Annotated in this window: 10 protein-coding genes; all 10 read right to left on the bottom strand. The window is 40.8% G+C overall.

Annotated features, from left to right (window positions below):
• Window positions 1-31 precede the first annotated feature (31 nt).
• The 10 genes from SAE01_RS10540 to SAE01_RS10495 all read right to left on the bottom strand — a co-directional run bounded on the left by SAE01_RS10540 (window position 32) and on the right by SAE01_RS10495 (window position 20,007).
• The gene (locus SAE01_RS10540) at window positions 32-958 is read right to left on the bottom strand and encodes a sugar phosphate isomerase/epimerase family protein (protein WP_147203724.1); all 927 of its coding nucleotides are present in this window, start codon (window positions 956-958) and stop codon (window positions 32-34) included.
• Between the two features lie 172 nt (window positions 959-1,130).
• Window positions 1,131-2,486 carry a vanadium-dependent haloperoxidase gene (locus tag SAE01_RS10535; RefSeq protein ID WP_147203723.1) on the bottom strand — a complete coding sequence of 452 codons (1,356 nt, stop codon included), beginning with the start codon at window positions 2,484-2,486 and terminating at the stop codon, window positions 1,131-1,133.
• 45 nt (window positions 2,487-2,531) lie between these two features.
• Window positions 2,532-3,026 carry a TlpA family protein disulfide reductase gene (locus tag SAE01_RS10530; RefSeq protein WP_147203722.1) on the bottom strand — a complete coding sequence of 165 codons (495 nt, stop codon included), beginning with the start codon at window positions 3,024-3,026 and terminating at the stop codon, window positions 2,532-2,534.
• A 140-nt stretch (window positions 3,027-3,166) separates the two neighbouring features.
• On the bottom strand, window positions 3,167-4,759 hold the full coding sequence (locus SAE01_RS10525; protein ID WP_147203721.1) for an FG-GAP repeat domain-containing protein: 1,593 nt from the start codon (window positions 4,757-4,759) through the stop codon (window positions 3,167-3,169).
• A gap of 84 nt (window positions 4,760-4,843) precedes the next feature.
• On the bottom strand, window positions 4,844-8,422 hold the full coding sequence (locus SAE01_RS10520) for a CRTAC1 family protein (RefSeq protein ID WP_147203720.1): 3,579 nt from the start codon (window positions 8,420-8,422) through the stop codon (window positions 4,844-4,846).
• A gap of 97 nt (window positions 8,423-8,519) precedes the next feature.
• A complete protein-coding gene (locus SAE01_RS10515; RefSeq protein ID WP_147203719.1) occupies window positions 8,520-10,304 on the bottom strand; it encodes a RagB/SusD family nutrient uptake outer membrane protein in 1,785 nt (594 codons plus the stop codon).
• A 22-nt stretch (window positions 10,305-10,326) separates the two neighbouring features.
• Window positions 10,327-13,518 (bottom strand): SusC/RagA family TonB-linked outer membrane protein, encoded by a 3,192-nt coding sequence (locus SAE01_RS10510; protein ID WP_147203718.1) that lies wholly within the window; start codon window positions 13,516-13,518, stop codon window positions 10,327-10,329.
• A gap of 298 nt (window positions 13,519-13,816) precedes the next feature.
• A complete protein-coding gene (locus SAE01_RS10505) occupies window positions 13,817-15,607 on the bottom strand; it encodes a RagB/SusD family nutrient uptake outer membrane protein (RefSeq protein ID WP_147203717.1) in 1,791 nt (596 codons plus the stop codon).
• A 16-nt stretch (window positions 15,608-15,623) separates the two neighbouring features.
• A complete protein-coding gene (locus SAE01_RS10500) occupies window positions 15,624-18,830 on the bottom strand; it encodes a SusC/RagA family TonB-linked outer membrane protein (RefSeq protein ID WP_218029131.1) in 3,207 nt (1,068 codons plus the stop codon).
• Window positions 18,831-19,374: 544 nt separating this feature from the next.
• Window positions 19,375-20,007: a response regulator gene (locus SAE01_RS10495; protein ID WP_147203716.1), complete on the bottom strand. Its 633-nt coding sequence runs from the start codon at window positions 20,005-20,007 to the stop codon at window positions 19,375-19,377.
• Window positions 20,008-20,078: the final 71 nt, after the last annotated feature.

Below are 20,078 nucleotides of genomic sequence, written 5' to 3'. Positions count from 1 at the left end.
GCGGGAAGAACGCGACAGGCAAAGTTCTCACTTACCATCGGAACACCTTCCTGACATACTCCCTGCTTATTTTCCAATCCTCGCGAATAGGGTTAATGGCAGGTTTATCAAGTGCCAGTTCTATAGCGGCTTTTCCCTGGTAGTTTATCTCTTTTAAAGCTTTAGCAATTGCAGGAAAATCAATTACACCTTCTCCAACGGCTTCCGTCCATTTTCCACTTGCGTCCTGGTCACGTATATGCATAAAGACCATCTTATGCCCGAATGTTTTTATAAACCACACCGGGTCGACACCTCCTCTCACAAGCCAGTTGAGGTCCGGTCCTAAAGCTAATTCAGGCACTCTTGCAATAGTTCCTTTAAGATCGTGCAAGTTGTCGACTACTTCAAAAGTGTGGTTATGCAGGTTCGGCTGTACTTTGTTCTTTTTACAAACAACTATGATCTTTTTCAATATTTCTCCCTGCGCATCTAATTCGTCTTCCGTTTTTTTATGTCTTGCGTCACCTACAGTAATTCCAAGCATTGATCCGCCAACTGCGTGAAGTCGTTCTATAATAAGTTCAATGTCTTCTAAAATTTCTGTGTGTTTACTCCTCATCCACATATTGGCATTATACGAGGTGCCAACGACCGGAAGCGAATGCTGTTGTATCAACTCTTTAAGTCTCGATACTGATCCATCATTGCGAAGAATGATTTCCATTAGTTCTACACCTTCAAGACCAGCATACTTTAAATCACCGAAGACTTCGGGTAGTATAGGAGTACAATCCCAATTGGGAGGATACCTGCTGGCATACACCCAAAGATGTCCATAAAGTGGAACTTTTTGAGAAAGATAACTTAAGTCAAGACTGGAAGCGTTTGCCAGGTTGCTTAACAATGCACCAACAGATAAAGTCGAAGAGAGTTTTATGAATGTTCTGCGGGAGCTATTTCCATTTTCGTTTCTCATGCAGGTTAATCTTAGATGGCATCTTGCTAAAGATGAAGTTAGGGGAAAGCAGAATAGAGTCTGTTCAAATTATGACGGCTTTTCAGCTTCTAGAAATTATCACAAAAAACAAAAACCATACGATAAAGGGCCAAACCTTGCTCTAGCCACATTGATGACTCCACAATAGATTTTACTTTGCGGCGACTGCCTCTGATTTTTGCTGCGGGGACTTTTCCAGGAATTTTTTGATCACATATTTTGCTACGTCTCGTCCCTGCTCGGCCCCGGCGTCTACACCTGTACGGTAATGTATACCTCCATAAACACGGCTTAGGGATGCCTCTTGTGCAGCAGAAACAAAAGAGGAAAAATGACGGCGCATTCCTATATATGCCAAGTCGCTGGTATCCTCAAAAGCAAAGTTGTCACCGAAACGTTTGGTAAGAATGGTAGCAGCAGAAGCAGAAATACCACTGTGGCCGCTGCTGTGCTCAGGAAAAGGTGGCGTTTGCAGCAGGGGAACCCAGTTGTTATCAATCACGTCGTTAATGATAGTTACGGGACGGATCACATTGCGAATAAATTTTTCCCGCCAGCAAGTAATTACTACGTCAAACATTCCGACAGAAGTAAGGGCATACATTTTAGCTGATTCTACTGGTTCAAGATTTTTCATCTTACATGCTATCCCTGTTATTCCGATCCAATGACCTACAGGCGTTATTTTCTTATTGCCAAACATCAGGTGGCCAGAGTGCTCTAATACAAATGGGTTGTCATCCCAATATTTTGCTATTTCCCTTTGCTCATCTGTTAGATGCGTACCAATTTGGTACACTTCATTTACAGCCGTATAAAAAGGACTCTTCTTCTCAAGTGTGTATGCTGGAGGAGCAGGACATTTAATCTCGGCGGCAGAGTCTAACGCAAGTGGTAGAATCTTACCCCAGTTTGGTTCCAACCCATCGAGGTAGTCTGACGGTGTAGGACGCCATTTTCCCTCCTCATCACTGCCTAAAAATTTAGGCATACCGCGCGTTTCTTTATAATTGTCAACCTTAGTTCTTTCCAATATTGATTTACCTACCGACGAACCAAATGCTATAGACCGGTCATACGTCTCTTCGTCTAATAATGACTTGAAATCACCCAATACCTTGTTTTGATAATTATCCAGGGTATCTGCAGAAAACGTAATTTTTTCTGCCACTGTAAAAAATGCTTTGGTAGCAGCAAGCAGGTAGTTGTACTTTTTATTTTTCTCTGGAACCGGCATTTGCGGAAATCCATGCAGCTCTTTGACTATAGAAGGATAATTTTCTTTTTCGAAGCGGATGGCTTCGTAGGCGGCAAGAGAGGTATAGCTATATATTCTGCTTGATACCGGAGGGGAAAACATATCGTGAATAATGACCTCGGTCAATTGATGCATGTTGTTGTGCAGCAAGTTGCGGTCCGTAAGCAGCGCAGGGTTAGCCTTCTGCTGTGGCTGCTGGCGGCAGCCTAAAGACGCGATAATAATCAACCATAAAAACTTTGTTTTCATACTTCAATATGTTGCCGGCAACGTTATTTTCTTGTTTAAGTCCGATTATACTTTTTTAAACTTGGCCAGAATTTCTTCCGCCTGGGGTTCGTTTTTATAAGAAAAAGCAAGCTTCCCTTTTTTGTCGTACACTGCTACAAAAGGTGTTTTATCTAAGCGATAGTAGTTACGCAAAACGTAGCTTGTTCCCTCCGTACCTACAATTATGTTTGGAAATTGAGATGTGGCGTATTTTCTTTCAAACCATGCAACGTCGTTTGGAGCTTTGAATGTTACCATTACTACGTTGGCCTTATCGAACTGGTGAATTTTTTTAAAAAGCTGATCCATTAACTTAATGCAATGATCGCAGTCAGGAGCAAAATAGATAAGTACCGTAGGATTATTTTTTTTTATCTCATTACTGCTAAAGTAACTACCGTTTGACTTAAGGATTTTAAAAGTCGGAATTGCTGCTCCGGGCCTGGAATTATCAACCTGGGAAAAAGCCACTGTAAAAAGTAAGAGGCTTACTATAACCGTTAGAAATATCTGTTTCATGATGTATATCCTTTTCGAGCCGATACCCGCACCCAAAAGGATATAGGTTACTGGCCTCACAATATATTGCAACGTACCGAATCGACCGGTAAAAGATTTGAATTTTTTGTTAACCCATAATTAAAAAAAACTTAGAAATCCTACTTTGAATCTTTTTTACCCGTATTCTTCAAAACCAGGAATGGGGGACCCTTGTGCCAGTCATATTTAGACTTCATCATAGCGGGCCCTATGGAAAAATTTCCTAGTATCAGGTCAATTTTGCCGTCTGCGTTTATGTCGCCAGCATCCATTGTTAACCATCTTCCCTGTTGTGCTTCTGGAAATGTATAAGGAGCGAATTTGTTATTCCCCGTGTTTTCAAGGTACACAAAACCTTCTTCAGGGTGATTTTTGTAATCCGCAAAAAAAGAAATCGCCGCTATATCGATATCGTTGTCGTTGTCATAATCTCTTGCAATGGCTTTAAAGCAACCATTTATGTGAAAGAAGAAACTTTGCCTGAAATTGTTTTTTCCATCGTTGAGGAAAATATATACCCCATGATAGGGCTTTAGAATAGTAGAATAATCTGCATTATCGCCGCTGGTGTATACGATATCCAGGCTTCCGTCTTTATTGTAGTCAACCAATTCAAAAAAGGAAGAACCATAGACAGCTGGAAAGCCCAATACCTTTTTTTCCTCGAACCTGCCCTGTCCTTTGTTTGTGTATAGAAAAACCCCTTCTTCGCCCTGGGAAAATAACACCCAAAAATCAGGCAAACCATCACCGTTGTAATCGTTGATATAAGACTTTACAGCGCCAGGCAGAGGCCTCAGGACGCGACGATCGAACCTGCCATTTCCCTTATTTTCCATCCACGATAATGCCCCGGTTAAAAAACCGAACTCGCACACGAGGTAGTCTGTTTTACCGTCGTTATTTAAGTCCTGCGACGTGATTTGAACAGGCCTTTGAAGTTCCTGGAATAAAGGGGTAGAGTCTTGCTTAAGTTTTCTGTTCTGACCTAAAGAAAGCTTTCTTCCACTACCATACTTTCCGTTATTCGGATTGAGTATACCGATGTCGCAAGTCAGCCAATCAGATTTATTTATTTCAATATCTACAATTGGTCCCCGGTTTTTAAGTGAATCAACCACTTTTAAATCACTATCGAAACGATAAAGAGATTGCTTTATGGCATCGCTTGTAACTACTCCTGCTAAAGCATCTTCCGTTATTTTAACAAGCGAAGTAGCCGGGTTCAAGGAAGCTTCTGCAGGGGCTTCAACAGCAAAAAGTGGAAGCCCCGTTTTTATACCTGCCTGCCCCTCTTTTTGATCATTTAAAGTATCGGGCGAAGTAGCTATAAAATAATTAATGATATTTTGCCACTCGTCGGGCTGAACCAGGGGTTTTTGAGGATAGTAATTTTTGCCCAAATCCATATCGTAGCGTGAAAAGGGATATGATTTGTTCTTCCATGCAAAAATTCCTAAGCGCGGCCCCATTGCAGGAAGGACTCCTTGTTCCCATGTTTTTGAGTTTAGCTGGGAAGGATCTGGTAATGAATGACAAGACTGACAATGCATTTTCGCCAAAGCTTCACCCTTTTTTATATCACTATCCGAGATTTCGGGATGGCTATTGTTACGAGCAACTTTGTTACAACCATTGCAGGAAGCAATTGCAGAAGTAAGCAGCAAAAAGATAGTTGCTATAACTAAGTCGCCCTGTTTTATAAAGTGCATTAATATTTGAACGTTCCTGATTGGAACAGTCGGTATTTAGGTTTAGGCAAAGTTCCGGTTCAATTTTTTTAAAAAGTCTACTTCCTATAAGCTAACCGTTCGAACGTTGCCCTTAAAATCCTTGATCTCTACTGATCTCATACTACCATCCGTGTTTACAAATCGTCCCGATTGCGATAAGAAGGATGCTCCATAGCCAATCTCGCGTTTCTGTCTCCTTCCGTCTTTATAGGTCACTAACACACTTGTCTCAGTCGGATTAAGGCTGATATAGCTAACTGGTTTCTTCATTTCAAAAGTTTTCAGGTTGCCCCTGTTATGACTAGCCACAATTAAACATTTTCCATTGTTTCTTCGCAGCTTTACCAAGGCTTTTGCGTTGCCGGGAACAAACCAACCGCTTTCCAAAATCTTTAACGGTCGAAATCCACCCTTCCCATCTCCTTTAAGAAAAAGACCATTGCATGCGTCGTAACGTCCAACCGACACTTCTGTTCCATAGTCGTTTCCGGTAGCAAGCAAGTCCAGGTTTCCATCTCCGTCGAAGTCTTCCGATAACATCCCATTCATACATGAATACTGTGTTTCTAATGGCAACGAAGACATTGTAAACTTTCCATTGCCATCATTCCTGACATAACTATTGTTGAAGTAGTTTACCTGTAATTTCAACGCCCCTTTCATCTCTTCTTCGGTAAACATTTTATCGAAAGTAGCATTGGCGTATTTCTTGTAATTCTGAAATTTTGACCTGAAAGAAATCAACTGCTTGGTCATGTCATCACGGACGTGAGCCGGGTATTCCTTTCTAGTAGGATCTTCTTGCGAGGCGGGCAAATAGATGGTCGGTACCGCGTCAAAATTTCCGTTGTTATCAAAATCCTTTGCATAAATGCTAACCGGGTATTTTTCTGATGCCTTAAAAAATGAGTTCAGGCCGAGATTTCCCACCACAAAGTCCACATCGCCGTCGTTGTCAAAATCTCCCGGAACAATACTTGTCCACCAACCTTTTTTATTGCCAACGTTGCTCGAGGCGGTTACTTCCTGGAAAGTGCCCTTGTTATTCGCATAAAATATGACAGGCATCCACTCGCCGGTAATTACCAAATCCTGCCAGCCGTCGTTGTTGAAATCAGTCCAAACAGCGTCGCAAACAAGTCCTATGTTTTTAAATGTTTTTGCTACGGTATTTGTTACGTCTGTAAACTTTGCTTCACCATTTTTAGAGTCATTGCGATAGATAAAACTTGATACCGGTTTTGGGTAATTCCATGGTTCAACTCTTCCTGCAATAAATAAGTCAAGGTCACCATCATTGTCATAATCCGACGCTCGTACACAAGATTTGCTCGTATGATTTACAGGAAGTCCGTCGGGGCTGATTGTAAAACCCTCCTTTCCATCGTTTATGTATAACTTATCCTGGTAAGCATCTGAGTTAGGTGCTTTTTCAAAACCTCCGCTTGCCGTAAACAGATCCAGATCACCGTCGCCATCTGCGTCGAATAACGTGATTCCTATATCCTTCCATTGCTTTGAAATATTATTGGCAAACGGGAAAATTGCCTTCTTTTTAAACAAACCATTAGATTGCTGAAGCAGCATTGTAGGGCTAATACCTGAAGGGCCTCCGACAACCATATCCTCTAAACCGTCTCCATTAATATCTCCAACGGCCAAAGCTGGTCCATACTCTGTAAACTTATGGGGCAACAATTTCTGGATATTAAAATCAATGAAATCTTTAGAAGAATCTTTATAGGGAATACCGAGTTGACCGGAAATGTCTGTGAATAGCATGTTCGTTGCAAAAACAGGATTAGTAAAGCTATCAGCTTTTATGGCATTCTTAATATCGACCGTAATGGTCTTATTTGCTTGAACTCCCCTAAGCACTTGCTTGTTTCCATTTGTCCACGTAACCACCATAGAATCAATCGTAGAAACATTACCTAGTCCAAAATGCGGATCAAGCTGTACCGAAGAAAGATAGCCACGGTAGGGACTCTGCTCGTAGGCCTGCTGTTTGCCCTGGTAGTACAGCTGTATCCATGTACCAATCCCATTTCGATTTAATGCATCACCAACTAATTTGACGTTAAGAAAATTATTAGCTGTTTCTTTTTCATGCGTGCTGTTATTTTCGTACAGCATTGCTTCGTCGTTGATATTATTGATAACCATATCCATGTCTCCGTCATTGTCGAGGTCAGCATAGGCGCCGCCGTTTGAAAAGGACGGAGCAGACAATCCCCAATCAGTGGAAACATTACTGAATGTGACATTGCCATTATTATGAAAAGCATAATTATGAAGTTTCACTTCCGGTATTTGAGACAATGTAAATTGCTTACTTGCTATGGCAGATGATTGTTGGCGGAAAGCAATAAAGTCGTGGTCAGTCAAGTCTTTAGGATAGCCGTTAGTAACAATTATATCTCTATACCCGTCGTTGTCAAAATCAGAAACAAGAGGGGTCCAGCTCCAATCTGTTTCAGAGATACCAGAGAAAAATCCAACATCGCTAAAAATAGGATCTCCGATGCTGTCGTTTTCCTTTACGCGCGGTCCCTGGTTTAATTGCAATGTATTTCTTACATACTGATATTGGTAGCCAAAATGATCGCTATTCTGGTAAGTCTGGTAACTGTTTGCGCCTAGCATCATTTTCTTCCGGTAGTTATCTTCGGGGCTCATGTCAACCTCAACCACATCTGAAAGTCCATCGTTGTTTATGTCGATAATATCCTGGCCCATTCCATTAGCCGAGGTATGCTTAAAGTAATCGGCAGCCTTATCCGTGAATGTTCCGTTACCATTGTTGATATAAAGGATATCATTAGAATTAAAGTCGTTGGTAACAAAAATGTCTTTCCAACCATCCCTATTTATGTCAGTTATGTTAACTCCATGTCCGTACCCCTCGATTGTAATTCCTGCCTCTTTGCTAACGTTCGTATAAAAGGGATGTTTTAGTTGTGAATTCCAATCATTCTTATACAGACGCCCTGTACTAGGAAAAGAACCGTCTCTAATTATGGGACGAAAAACAGCTGGATTATTTCCCTTGATAATTTCATTTACGACGATATATACGTCCAAATCCCCATCGCTATCGTAGTCAAAAAAGGCAGCCATGGTGGAATGAGTCGTATCATTTAAACCATATTCCCGAGCCAATTCTTTAAAGTGAGGCACTCCGTCCTTGTCACTTCCCTGGTTAATGTAGAGTAAGTTTTCTCTCTTTGCAACATTAGAAGATAGGGTCGCAGATACATACATATCCATCCAACCATCATTGTTAATATCAACCACTGATATACCACGGCACCATTTGCCGTCGCCCGCTACGTTCGCCTTTTCTGTTACGTCATCAAATTTTAATTCTCCTTTGTTCAAATACAATTTGTTGGGAACGGTGCTACCAGAAAAATATAAATCCTGCAACCCATCATTATTGAAATCCCCAATCCCAACACCACCACCATTGTAAATATTAGTGATGTCAATAGGGTTTATAGTATCATTCTCAACAAATTTGTTGTTGAAATGAATGTTACTTTTCGAAGAGGATACTTGTGTAAACAAAGGATGAGTTCTTTTACAAGAACATAAAACAAGAAAGGCTAAAAGAAAAGAAGGTGAGAATTTGCGAGCCATAAAAAGTGAAATTATCAACGTAATTGCAACGTAAAATAATAGAAAAGAGGTAGAGTAAACTCTACCTCCAGACTAAATTTTATTTAACTTTCAATAACTAGTAACCAGGATTTTGAGTAATCCTTTTAGTACCATCCGAGTTTAGTTTGTCAAGTGTTCCCTGCGGTATAGGAAAGTATTCATTCTTTCCCGCTGTGAACGACGCACTTTGCTTAAGAGGCCGTTGTGCCTTCTCTCTAGCAATGTAAGTGTTAATTGTAGGAGCCGCAATTCCCCAACGTACAAGGTCAAAGAAGCGATGACCTTCCATAGCCAGTTCCAACCGTCTTTCAAACATGACTGCTTTCATTGCAGTTGCTGCAGTAAACGTTGCAGGTGTATAAAGACCGATCTTGTAGTTATCTGCAGGTGTAGTTTGTGTTGAGTAAGTAGCTGTTGCAGCATTGTAATCGCTGTTTTTGTACACCCAGCCATTTGGATTTGCAGCACGCGCCCTAACAGTATTTACATAACCCATCGCCGTAGCTATATCACCGGCAGTTACAGCGCATTCAGCGGCCCAAAGCAGCACATCAGAAAAGCGAATTAGATTTACGTTATTGGCAACTAACTCAGTTGGTCCCCAATAAGCACTACCAACATCACTATAAGTACCTTTTTGAGATAGAGCATAGACATTCTTCTTAGGACTAAAATGGCCGTCATTCGGTACATTTCTTATCCAATCATCGCCAGGATGAGGACCCCAGTCAAGATAAGGAATTCCTTTTCTACCAATTGTCCAGTCGATCCTAGGATCTAAAGTACCAGTATAAGGAGTAGTTGGGTCACTAACTTTCAAACCATTTGCGTAAGATTCATCCAATAATGGAAGTCCATTTGCGTCAGTTTTGTGAGCGTTAGCAAGATCCTGAGATGGATTATAAAATCCGCAACAAGCACCAGGACCACCATTATAGGGGAAATTTAGGATGTCACCATAGTTTCCATTAGGGCTTCCACCCCAATCAACTGAAGAACCATCCTGAACTGAAGTCTGCACAGCAAAAACCGACTCTTTGCTGTTCTTTTGTGCAGGGTTGAAGTTCGAATAATATTCAGGATTTAAGCCGTATTTAACGCCCGCAGTTGTTTTTCCATTAGCGATAAGATCTTGTAAAATTGGGTAAGCTGCAGTAAACTTCTTTTGAAACATATAAGCTTTCGCCAAGAACGCTTTTGCTGCAGACTTATTAACTCTTCCCACTTCACTCCATGTTTCAGGCAAATTATCTACAGCAAATTTCAAATCCGCTTCGATTTTTGGCCATACGTCAGTTGAGTTCGTAACGTTAGTGTTTGTTGGATTTACCGTTTCATCTGCATAAATAATATTATTAAAGACTTTCTTTAGCTCCATATGATAAAAAGCTCTTAAGAAGCGGGCCTGTGCAGTAATACCGGTCTTTGTACTTGCGGACATAGCCGTATTTAGAGCTAGTGTATTTATTACATCATTACAACGCTGAGCTCCATTGTAACACAAATTCCATTTTTGAGGTACAGCACCGTTAGTTGCCGTAAGCGTGGTAAATTGCTCAAAAGGAGCAAAATCCGCTACGTCAGAAGGGTCAGATCCCTTGTATGCATCATCGCTCGCTACTCCACCGTAGCCCCAGTTGGACGCTGCTGAACCGTAGTTACCGTCACCAGTCGACCCGTTGCCATCTAGTAATGAGTAAGCACCTATCAACAACCCTTGAATGCCAGCCTCTGACGAAACAATTTCGGGACTTAATGTTCCAATTGGTGGCTTTTCCAGAAAGTCTTTGCTACATGCAGCCAATACCAACATGATCACAACTCCTGCACCGTATAAATATTTATATTTTATTTTTTTCATATCGCGAATATAATTATGACAATTAAAAATTTAAGTTAAGACCGACAAGATAGCCGGCTGTGTGGGGATAGTTACCCTGGTCAATACCAAAGCCCTGGTTAGCCCCAATGTTACTACTTTGCAGCTCAGGATCTAAACCTTTATACTTAGTTGCTGTAAACAAATTAGTAGCCTGGACATAAAAGCGTAGACGCTCAATACCAACTCTTGAAAGCACTTTTACTGGAACAGTATAACCAATTTGAATTTGCTTATTCCGTAAATAAGACCCGTCACTTACAAAGTAACTGTTAGTTTCAAGATCTCTACTAAAACTACCAGTTGTCATTAACTTAGGAATCGTTGTACTTGTATTTCCTGGTGTCCAAGAGTTAAGTGCAACCTCTCTCCTGATTGCTCCTTTGAAGAAATTAGGAAAATCGGTGTAAATTCTTGTCGCATCAAAAATCTTGTTTCCCTGAGAACCGAAGAAAAATGTCGAAAAATCAAAATTCTTGTAACTCATTGCGAAATTTAAACCATAAGTAAAATTTGGATTGGGATTTCCAATGTATGTACGGTCAGAAGCATCTATTTTTCCGTCAGGTTGTCCTGTTAAATTACCAGCTGCATCTTTACCATTATTGTCTTCATATTTAAAATTACCAGGCGCCGCATCTGATTGGGTTGGAGATTTACTTACCTCACCAGCATCCTGGAAAATACCCAAAACCTTGTATCCAAAGAACTCTCCTACTGAATGACCTACCTGATTACGAGAGACTGTAAGATTTCTTATTCCGTTTGATGAAAAGAAATCTACACCAGGTATTTTAACAATTTTGTTATTGTAAGATGTAAAGGTACCTGTCACATCAAATTTCAGATCTTTTGTGAAAGAACCATGATAAGTAAGATTAGCGTCTATCCCTGTATTTTGCATATCGCCAACATTGACTTTGGGAAGATTAGCATCTCCAACAAATTCCCTTGCAAATTCAATTGTTTGAGCGTCAAACAATAATCCACTTACTTTTTTCTTATACCAGTCTATCGTAAAATCTACTTTGTTCTTAAATAAGGTTGCATCAAATCCTACGTTTGATATAATGTCTCCTTCAAAGGTTGTTTCCGGGTTCCCTATATTGCTTCTATAAAAACCTGAAGATGGATTGTTGCTTGTACCTCTTATGTCATAGAAGGAACGACCTGCACTTGAACTGTATAGATTGTATGGATTGGTAGCTTGAACGTTTCCGGTATTGCCAAGCTTAGCCCAACTGTAACGTAACTTTAAATCATTAATCCATGAAACGCTTTTAAGAAAGTTTTCCTGTGAAATTCTCCATGCAATTGATCCACCTGGAAATATTGCGTGTCTTTTGTCTCCGACAAAAACTGAAGCACCGTCTCTCCGAACAGTCGCATTCAACAAATACTTACCCGCATAGCTATACTCTAATCTCGCAAATTGCGACCATAATGAACTTTGATAGGCGTACCCTGTGTTTACTTGTCCGCTTGGTGAACCGCGATCTAAAGTCCAAAAGTTAGGATTTTCGGAAAAGTAGCTACTACGTGTAGCACCAAGACCTCGTCCATAATACTTAACAGCTTCTGTACCTCCTAGAATTTTAAAGGTATGCTGTCCAATAGTATTACCATACGTCAAAGTATTATTATAAGTCCACTGTGTATTATAACTACTGTTTTCGGAAAAAGAGTTTGCTCCCGTATTTCCCTCTGCATTTTCGTACCCTACGTAGTTGAAGTTAAAGCCATAATTGTTTTGCATTGTACCGCCAAAATTTGTGCGGAAAGTCAGATGCTTCAACAAGTCTACTTCAGCGAAAACATTCCCATTCATGTTCCAGCTATTACCTTTATTATCCTTTGTACGATAAATATCAGCATAGGGATTACGGGCGTTTCCTAAGTCTTGTGATTTCGTTCCTGCAAAATTACCTTTGATATCATAAACGGGAATGAGCACTGATTCGCGAAATGCCATAGAAAACGGACTACCCTCACCCTGGTTACCAAACGTTGGGTTTCTAGTGTAATACAAGTATGCATTCTCACCTACCCTGATTCTATCACTAATACTAAATTGAGTATTAGCCCTCAATGAATATCTTTTTTGATACTGGAACTGGGCAATACCCTGGTTATCAAGGTAACCTAATGAAAAATAGTATGAACTTTTGTCTGAACCCGCGCTTACAGAGATATTATGGTTCTGCTTTGGAGCGTTACGCGTAATTTCCTTATACCAATTAGTACCCACCTTATTAGCACGAGTAATCTGGTTTGAGTTGATATCGTACTTTGACTCATCAACAGTTCCTGTAACACCAAAAGGTGTAATATAATCCGGGACAGTAGGATTTGCTCCTGTTCCATACTGCTTATGACTTGGAACCGCAATTCCCGAATTCTTTTGTTGCAACCAAATAGCGTTGGCCTCCTCTTGGCTACTAGCCATCTGGTATCCCTTACCCTGAGTCGTTACGCCATAGTAGCTATCATAACTTAACCTGGCTTTTCCGCTTCTACCTCTTCTAGTTGTTATAATAATAACGCCATTAGAGCCGGCTATGCCATAAATAGCAGCAGAAGCGTCTTTCAATACCTGCATAGACTCTACGTCGTTGATATTGATGTTTTGAAGATCACCGCGTACACCATCAACAATTACTAAAGGAGAGTTATTACCGAATGCTGTAATACCACGAATACGGATATCACTTGCTGCACCAGGCTGACCTGAAGTAATAATGGTAACGCCAGAAGCTTGGCCTTGTAGAGCTTCTGCACCTGTACCTACCGGTTGCTGACGAAGGTTTGTAACATTAACTACGGAGACGGATCCAGTGACGTCTTTTTTACGTTGGGTGCCATAACCCGTTACAACTACTTCCGATAGGGAAGAGGTGGCAGCTCTCAAAGCAACATTAACCGAAGAGCCAGAGATTGCTACAGTTTGATTTTCAAAACCGACGTAAGAAATGGTTAGTGAATTTCGTCCTTGCGGAACCGAAATAGAAAAATTACCGGAGGCGTCTGTTTGTGTAGCAGTACTGGTACCGGTTACGGTTACAGTAGCACCTGACGCCGGTTGATTGTCGGCACCGGTTACCTTACCGGTTACGACTCTCTGTGCAAAGGAAATTAGTGAGGAAAATACTAGCATCAAGACTAGTCCCCACCGAAGTGAAGTTAATTTGGCAAGCATGGGCGTTATTTTGTTAAAGGTTATTTAAAGCGCAATCTAAATAATAAATCCAAATTTCCAGAAAACAAGCACTTTTTTTCCAAAAAAAGATGAAAGACTTTGCTCTGTCGCTGTATTGACACGATTAAAAGTTTTTTAGCTGCTTGTTATAGTAGCTTTTTTCGTAATTATTTTATTCCAACTAATTGTATAATAATTAATTATAATTTGAACACTGGTTTTAAAATCTTGAGATATAATAATAAAAAGAGAGGCTGCCCATGGCGAGGCAGCCTCTCTTTGAAAATATTTACAATTATTAATAACCGGGATTTTGTTTCAAGACAATTGGTCCGTAAGAATTTGCCTGATCAATCTGTCCCTGAGGTAACGGATAAAATTCATCTTTACCTTTCTCAAAGGTTGCAGTAGGATTTAATGCATAAAAACTTGGTCGTGTTTTTTCAGCAGCAGCATAAGCATTCAAAGTATTAGCCATTAGACCTGTGCCATCATCACGACGTTGTAAATCGAAAAAACGGTGACCCTCCTGAGATAGCTCGAGATATCTCTCAAACAACACAGCTTTGCGAGCAACTTCTTTTGAAGAAAAATAACCTGTTGGGTAGAGAGCAATTTTATAGTTGTCTGCGGGGGCAGACGTTGCACTTGTTTTATAAGTTGCAGTAGCCGGATCATAATCCGCATTTTTGTATACCCAACCGGTGGGATTAGCTGCCCTGGCCCTCACCATGTTTACATAATCTAACGCTTTTGCAAGGCTACCAGCTTCAACTTCTGCTTCGGCAGCCATTAAAAGAACGTCCGCAAATCGCATTAGGTTTACATTGCCAGCATCCATTTGTGTAGGCCCCCAAAACGAAGGATCTGTAGAAACAAGATTTGCCTGGCCTTTTGCATAAACAGTCTTTTTAACACTAAAAGGGCCATTAGAACCGGGATCACGTATCCAGGCAGCACCGGGGTGAGGACCCCAATCAAGATATGGAATTCCGGGTCTCCCAATGACCCAATCAATCCGGGGGTCGAGAGTACCGGTATAGCCTCCACCAGGGGTAACAGTAGCTCCAGTATTGTAAGCATCTATTAATGGTAAACCATTTGCATCTGTTTTATAGGCATTTGCCATTGTGATAGAGGGGTTAAAGAAACCGCAACAACCTCCTGGGCCACCTCCATTTGGATAATTTAGATTGTCTCCATAGTTCCCGCTGGTTCCTGAGCCTGCATTGACTGCAGCCTGAAAGGCGAAAATAGACTCAGCACTGTTCTCTTGCTGAGGATTGAAATTGCTGAAGTAATTAACCAAAGCATATTTCTGACCATTCGTGGTTTTACCGTTTGCGATAATATTGTCGAACAAAGGTTTTGCCTGAGCAAACTTGTCCTGGTAAACATAGGTTTTAGCAAGGAAGGACATTGCTGCCCATTTATTTGCGCGGCCTGCCTGAGGAAGAGTCTCTGGAAGATTATCAGCGGCAAACTGGAAGTCTGCTTCAATTTGAGGCCACACATTAATATAATTACCAGATGCATCAATATTAGGAGGATTGGTATTTTGGTTTGTCTGATTGATTTCTTCATTAACAAAAGGAATGTTGTTGAACATCCTCTTTAAGTCAAAATGGTAAAAAGCTCTTAAAAACCTTGCTTCCGCCAATATTCTTTTTTGTTCATCGGCCGTAAGATCAGTTGCTAAAGGAACCGTGCGAATAACCTGGTTAGCCCTTCCTATGCCTGTATAATTATTAACCCATTTCTCGTTGAAGTATCCATTGTTTGCGTTGTAGGCCCAACTCTCAATTTGGTTAATATCAGGTTGGTCAGAGGGAGTAGATCCTTTGTAAGCTTCGTCGGCAGCTACGCTACCAAATACCCAGTTGGATGGGGCTGATCCCCAGTTGTCACTTCCTCCAAGTCTTTGGTACGCACCAATTAAAAGACCTTCTACGCCAACCCTATTTGACAGTACTTCCTGTGACAAAGCATTCACCGGAGGAACGTCTAAAAATCCCTTCTTGCAAGCTTGAACAACTATAACTACGGTGGTAAATGCAACGACCGACCATAAAATTTTTATCCTTTTCATATAAATCTTATTAGAATTAGAATGACAGGTTTATGCCTAAATTGAAGTTTTTTTGATTCGACGGATAAGCGCCAAAATCAATTCCAAAGTTTGTATTGTTGTTTACATCAGAGTTGATGAGTTCAGGATCGAGACCAGTATATTTTGTTGCGGTAAACAAGTTTGCTGCCTGGAAATATATTCTTAGTCTTTCAGCTCCTATGCGGCGGAGTTTGGCTGCAGGAACAGTATAACCAAACACTAGGGACCTCATTTTCAAAAACGATCCGTTCTCTAAATAATACGAGCTGAACTGAGTGTTTGTACTAAAGTTTGCTGAACGCTCTAATATCGGAACTTTGGCATTTAAGTTTTGAGGTGTCCACGAATTGTAAACAGCATCTTTGCTAACCGCGCCGTTGAAGAGCGATGGAAAGTCAATCCAATAGCGAACATAATTAATGACATCATTACCAACCGACGCATACAGGAAAGTGGAAAAATCGAAGTTTTTATAATTTAAGGAGATATTTAAACCTGTGGTAAAATCAGGGTTGGGATTTCCAAAATAAGTACGATCATTATCATTTATAACACCGTTATTATCTACATCGCGAAATTTAAGTCGGCCTGGCGCCGCGTCTTGTTGTTTAGCAGATTTCGTAACATCTTCCGCACTTTGAAATAGTCCTACAACGTCATAACCATAAAATGAGCCTAGAGGTATTCCTGGTTCTAAACGGGTGAAAGCGCCAATACGACCAGAGCCGGCACTTCCCTGCGGAATGGTTTTGCGACCGGCAGGTAAGCTCACAACTTTATTATTGTAGGAGGTATAGGTAGCGGTCAGATCAAAGGTAAAATCATTAGAGAATTTTCCCCTGTAAGACAAACTTGCATCAATACCCGTATTCTGAATGTTTCCGGCGTTAACGAACGGCTGAGTCGGTCCAACCTGCGTTGGGTCTGGCAATTGTCTAAACAGTAGTCCACTTATTGATTTTTTATACCATTCAAGCGAAAAGTCTACTTTATTGCTAAATAAAGTTGCGTCCAGACCAACATTTGTGATGATGTCTTCTTCCCATGTAGTTCGAACATTACCAATTTGTTGCTGATAAAAGCCAAGTTCCATCGCGGTGTTTTGTCCTCCTATATCATAATAGGATTGCGCCGCATTCTGGTTAAATAAGCCAAACGCGTTTGTTGCAGTAATATTACTGATGGATCCCAGTACCCCTGATCCGCCACGCAGTTTAAGTTCATTTATCCATGATGTGACTGGGAAGAATTTCTCCCTTGAAATACGCCAGCCAGCTGTTACCGATGGAAATACGCCAAAGCGATTTTCAGGTGCAAAGACAGAAGATCCGTCTCTTCGTACTGTACCACTTAGAATATAGCGATCGGCAAAAGTATAATCTACCCTGCTAAATAAGGAGAATAACGTGGTGAGATTGGGTCCGCCACTTGTGTTTTGCTGACCGACAGGAGAACCAGAGGCTAGGCTCATCAGTTGAGGATCGACACTAAGATTGTTAGGGTTTGTCAAATAATTTGATCTGCTCCCCTGGATGTTTCTGTTTAGATTTTTAATTGCCTCTGACCCAACTAACACTCTTAAGTTATGTTTCTCGTTGAAGACATTATTATAAGTGAGTGTATTTGTCCAGGTATAGTTGGTATTGTAGCCGTAGCCCTCAGTAAAAGCGTTGGGATTTCGGTTATTCTCAGCATTTTCATATGCGGTAAAAGAGAAGAAGCTGAAGTTGTTGTTATCGATAGTACCTCCAAATGAAGTGCGCGCGGTAAAGTGGCGCAAGAAGTCAAGTTCTGCGAACAAATTTCCGCTAACCTGGTATTGGTTACTTCTATCAAACCTTGCTCGTTCCCGGATGGCTACGGGGTTTTGGGCATTACCTAAACCTGCGGAACCTGTTCCGGCAAAGTTGCCTTTAATATCATAGACGGGTATTATTACATTTTGACGGTAAGCGTGTGAAATTGCATTTCCCTCGTTTTGGTTACCGAAACCCGGGCTGGACCTATAAAAGATATATGCATTTTCTCCTACACGTACCTTATTAGCAATATTGAAAGTGGTGTTTATCCTGGCGGAATAACGCTTCAAATAAGTATTCATCAAAGTGCCTTCCTGGTTAAAATAGTTAAGCGACAAAAAGTAGTTAGACCGGTCTCCACCAGACCCAACAGAAATATTATGACTTTGAATAGGTGCAGGGTCAAAAATTTCATTAAACCAGTCGGTACCTACTTTATTCGCCTGTGTAATTTGGTTTGAATAAAGTGCATACTTGGATGGATCAACCCGCGGATCTCCTGCCATCGCTGCTGTTGGAGTGATATAATCAGGAATTACAGGCGTTGTTCCACTACCATACTGTGGATTCGAAGGAGTTAATCCACTATTGATAAAGGATCGCTGAACTGCATCGGCAGTTTCTTGTGTGTTGGCAATTCTATATGGGTTTTTTCCTCCGTTAACAGGTATTTGAGTACCATAGAACCCATCATAAGACACCCGTACTTTACCTGACCTGCCTCTTCTTGTAGTTACTATTACCACACCGTTAGACCCGCGGACTCCATAGATGGAAGCTGCACCCGCGTCTTTTAAAACTTGTACAGATTCGATATCGTTTACGTTCAAATTATTCAAGTTTCCAGGTGTACCATCGATGATAACCAAAGGAGCAGAGGAACCAATAGAGGTAATGCCTCGCACCATCACGTTTACCGCACCTCCAGGCTGACCGGAAGTAAGGATAGTTACTCCTGACGCCCGCCCCTGCAGAGCTTCACTAACATTACCAGTAGGTTGCTGCCTTAAAGAACCAACATCAACAACAGCCACAGAACCTGTGATGTCTCTTCTTCGTTGCGCGGTATATCCCGTTACCACAACTTCAGACATTGTTGTTGTCGCTGCTCTTAATGAAACATTAGCTGTAGCCCCCGTCACTGTAACTGTTTGTGTTTCGGTTCCGACGTAGGTAACCGTCAGCGAGTTTCTTCCGGCCGGAAGCGTAATGGTGTAGTTACCATTAGCATCTGTTTGGGTGGCAACATTGGTTCCTGTAACTGTAACGGTAGCTCCCGAAGCCGCCTGATCGTTTACTCCTGTAACCCTACCAGTAACTACCCGTTGAGCGAAGGAAATAGAGGAAGATAGCATCAAGATAAAAATCACTCCCCATCGAAATGATCTAGATGTAGCAAGCATATACTTTTCAAATTAAAGGTGATTTAACAAAAATATATAGTATTTATTATATACTTGAAATAAGTAATGTTTTTTTTTACTCAGTCTCAAAAATTGTTTTTACATGAAAGAGGCGGAAACATATGATCTTAATAAGACATGTTATATTTTTTATATGCTGCTTATAGCTTAGAACTTTTTTTACTTGTTTTGTCAACAAAAAAAGACCAGCCAATTGGCTGGTCTTAATATTTAAAAATGTGGTTTTTAAAACTTGAAGAGCAAATCTCCATGAAGAATATCTGTTCTCTCTGCAGCAATAAGCACTTGTTGCTTTTTTATACTTTCTAGGGAGTTATTTCGATTGAGATTGTTAGGCATTTTTAAAGGATGGACAAAAATTGCTAATCCGATATATATGAGGTAACAAAATGTAAAGTTTAAGTTCTGTTTCATTTCCCGGTAGTTTTGATGACGCAAAAGTAGCGGGGTTATGAAGGCCGTCCTATAGCATGAACGTGTGATTTATAAGAAGTTAAGCGGATCGCTTTTATCAAATATCGCCCTACACAATCTTATCCTTAAATGCTTTAGCCACCGCTTCGCTTTTAGAGTTTACATGAAGCTTCTCATATATTTTCTTAATGTGCGAGCGAACAGTGTCAATCGCTATATACATTTCTGCTGAAATCATTTTGTAGCTGTAGCCGTTAACAAGTAGTGCGAGCACTTCTTTTTCCCGTTCAGAAAGGTTGTATTGCTCGCCTTTGTCTGCGTGTATTGTTGAAAACATCTTTAGCACCTGGGTAGCAATAGAAGAAGTCATTGGGGCACCTCCAGATTGTGCCTCCTGGATATACTCGAGCAATTTTGCCGGTGGAGTTTTCTTTAGCACGTAACCGTTTGCACCGTTACTAATAGCTTCAAACACGTTTTTGTTGTCATCAAAAACTGTCAGCATCAGAATTTTGACTTCGTTATTTACAAGTCTTATTTGTTTAAGACCAGCAATACCGTTCGTTCCGGGCATGTCAATGTCCATCAATATCACGTCAGGTTTGTATTCCTGAATCTCCGATAAGACATTGTTACAATTCTTAAAGGATGCGAGTACCTCAAAACCATCGGACCCATTGATCAGCATGGTAAGCCCTTCTCTCAGTTGCGGGTTGTCTTCGTATACCAGTAGTTTTATCATTCCACAAACTTACATCAAGGCAAAGAAGCCGTTCATCACATATTCATGTGAAAGTCAAATCGCATTGATTA

Origin of the sequence: Segetibacter aerophilus, assembly GCF_007991655.1 — a bacterium.
GTDB classification, from domain to species: Bacteria; Bacteroidota; Bacteroidia; order Chitinophagales; family Chitinophagaceae; genus Segetibacter; species Segetibacter aerophilus.
Note: the sequence above shows the minus strand (reverse complement) of the source record. Positions and strands in the feature narration are given on the sequence as shown.

Excerpts from the sequence above, each read along its gene's own strand:
- SAE01_RS10540 (WP_147203724.1), bottom strand. The coding sequence starts at position 958 with ATGAGAAACGAAAATGGAAATAGCTCCCGCAGAACATTCATAAAACTC.
- SAE01_RS10535 (WP_147203723.1), bottom strand. The coding sequence starts at position 2,486 with ATGAAAACAAAGTTTTTATGGTTGATTATTATCGCGTCTTTAGGCTGC.
- SAE01_RS10530 (WP_147203722.1), bottom strand. The coding sequence starts at position 3,026 with ATGAAACAGATATTTCTAACGGTTATAGTAAGCCTCTTACTTTTTACA.
- SAE01_RS10525 (WP_147203721.1), bottom strand. The coding sequence starts at position 4,759 with ATGCACTTTATAAAACAGGGCGACTTAGTTATAGCAACTATCTTTTTG.
- SAE01_RS10520 (WP_147203720.1), bottom strand. The coding sequence starts at position 8,422 with ATGGCTCGCAAATTCTCACCTTCTTTTCTTTTAGCCTTTCTTGTTTTA.
- SAE01_RS10515 (WP_147203719.1), bottom strand. The coding sequence starts at position 10,304 with ATGAAAAAAATAAAATATAAATATTTATACGGTGCAGGAGTTGTGATC.
- SAE01_RS10510 (WP_147203718.1), bottom strand. The coding sequence starts at position 13,518 with ATGCTTGCCAAATTAACTTCACTTCGGTGGGGACTAGTCTTGATGCTA.
- SAE01_RS10505 (WP_147203717.1), bottom strand. The coding sequence starts at position 15,607 with ATGAAAAGGATAAAAATTTTATGGTCGGTCGTTGCATTTACCACCGTA.
- SAE01_RS10500 (WP_218029131.1), bottom strand. The coding sequence starts at position 18,830 with ATGCTTGCTACATCTAGATCATTTCGATGGGGAGTGATTTTTATCTTG.
- SAE01_RS10495 (WP_147203716.1), bottom strand. The coding sequence starts at position 20,007 with ATGATAAAACTACTGGTATACGAAGACAACCCGCAACTGAGAGAAGGG.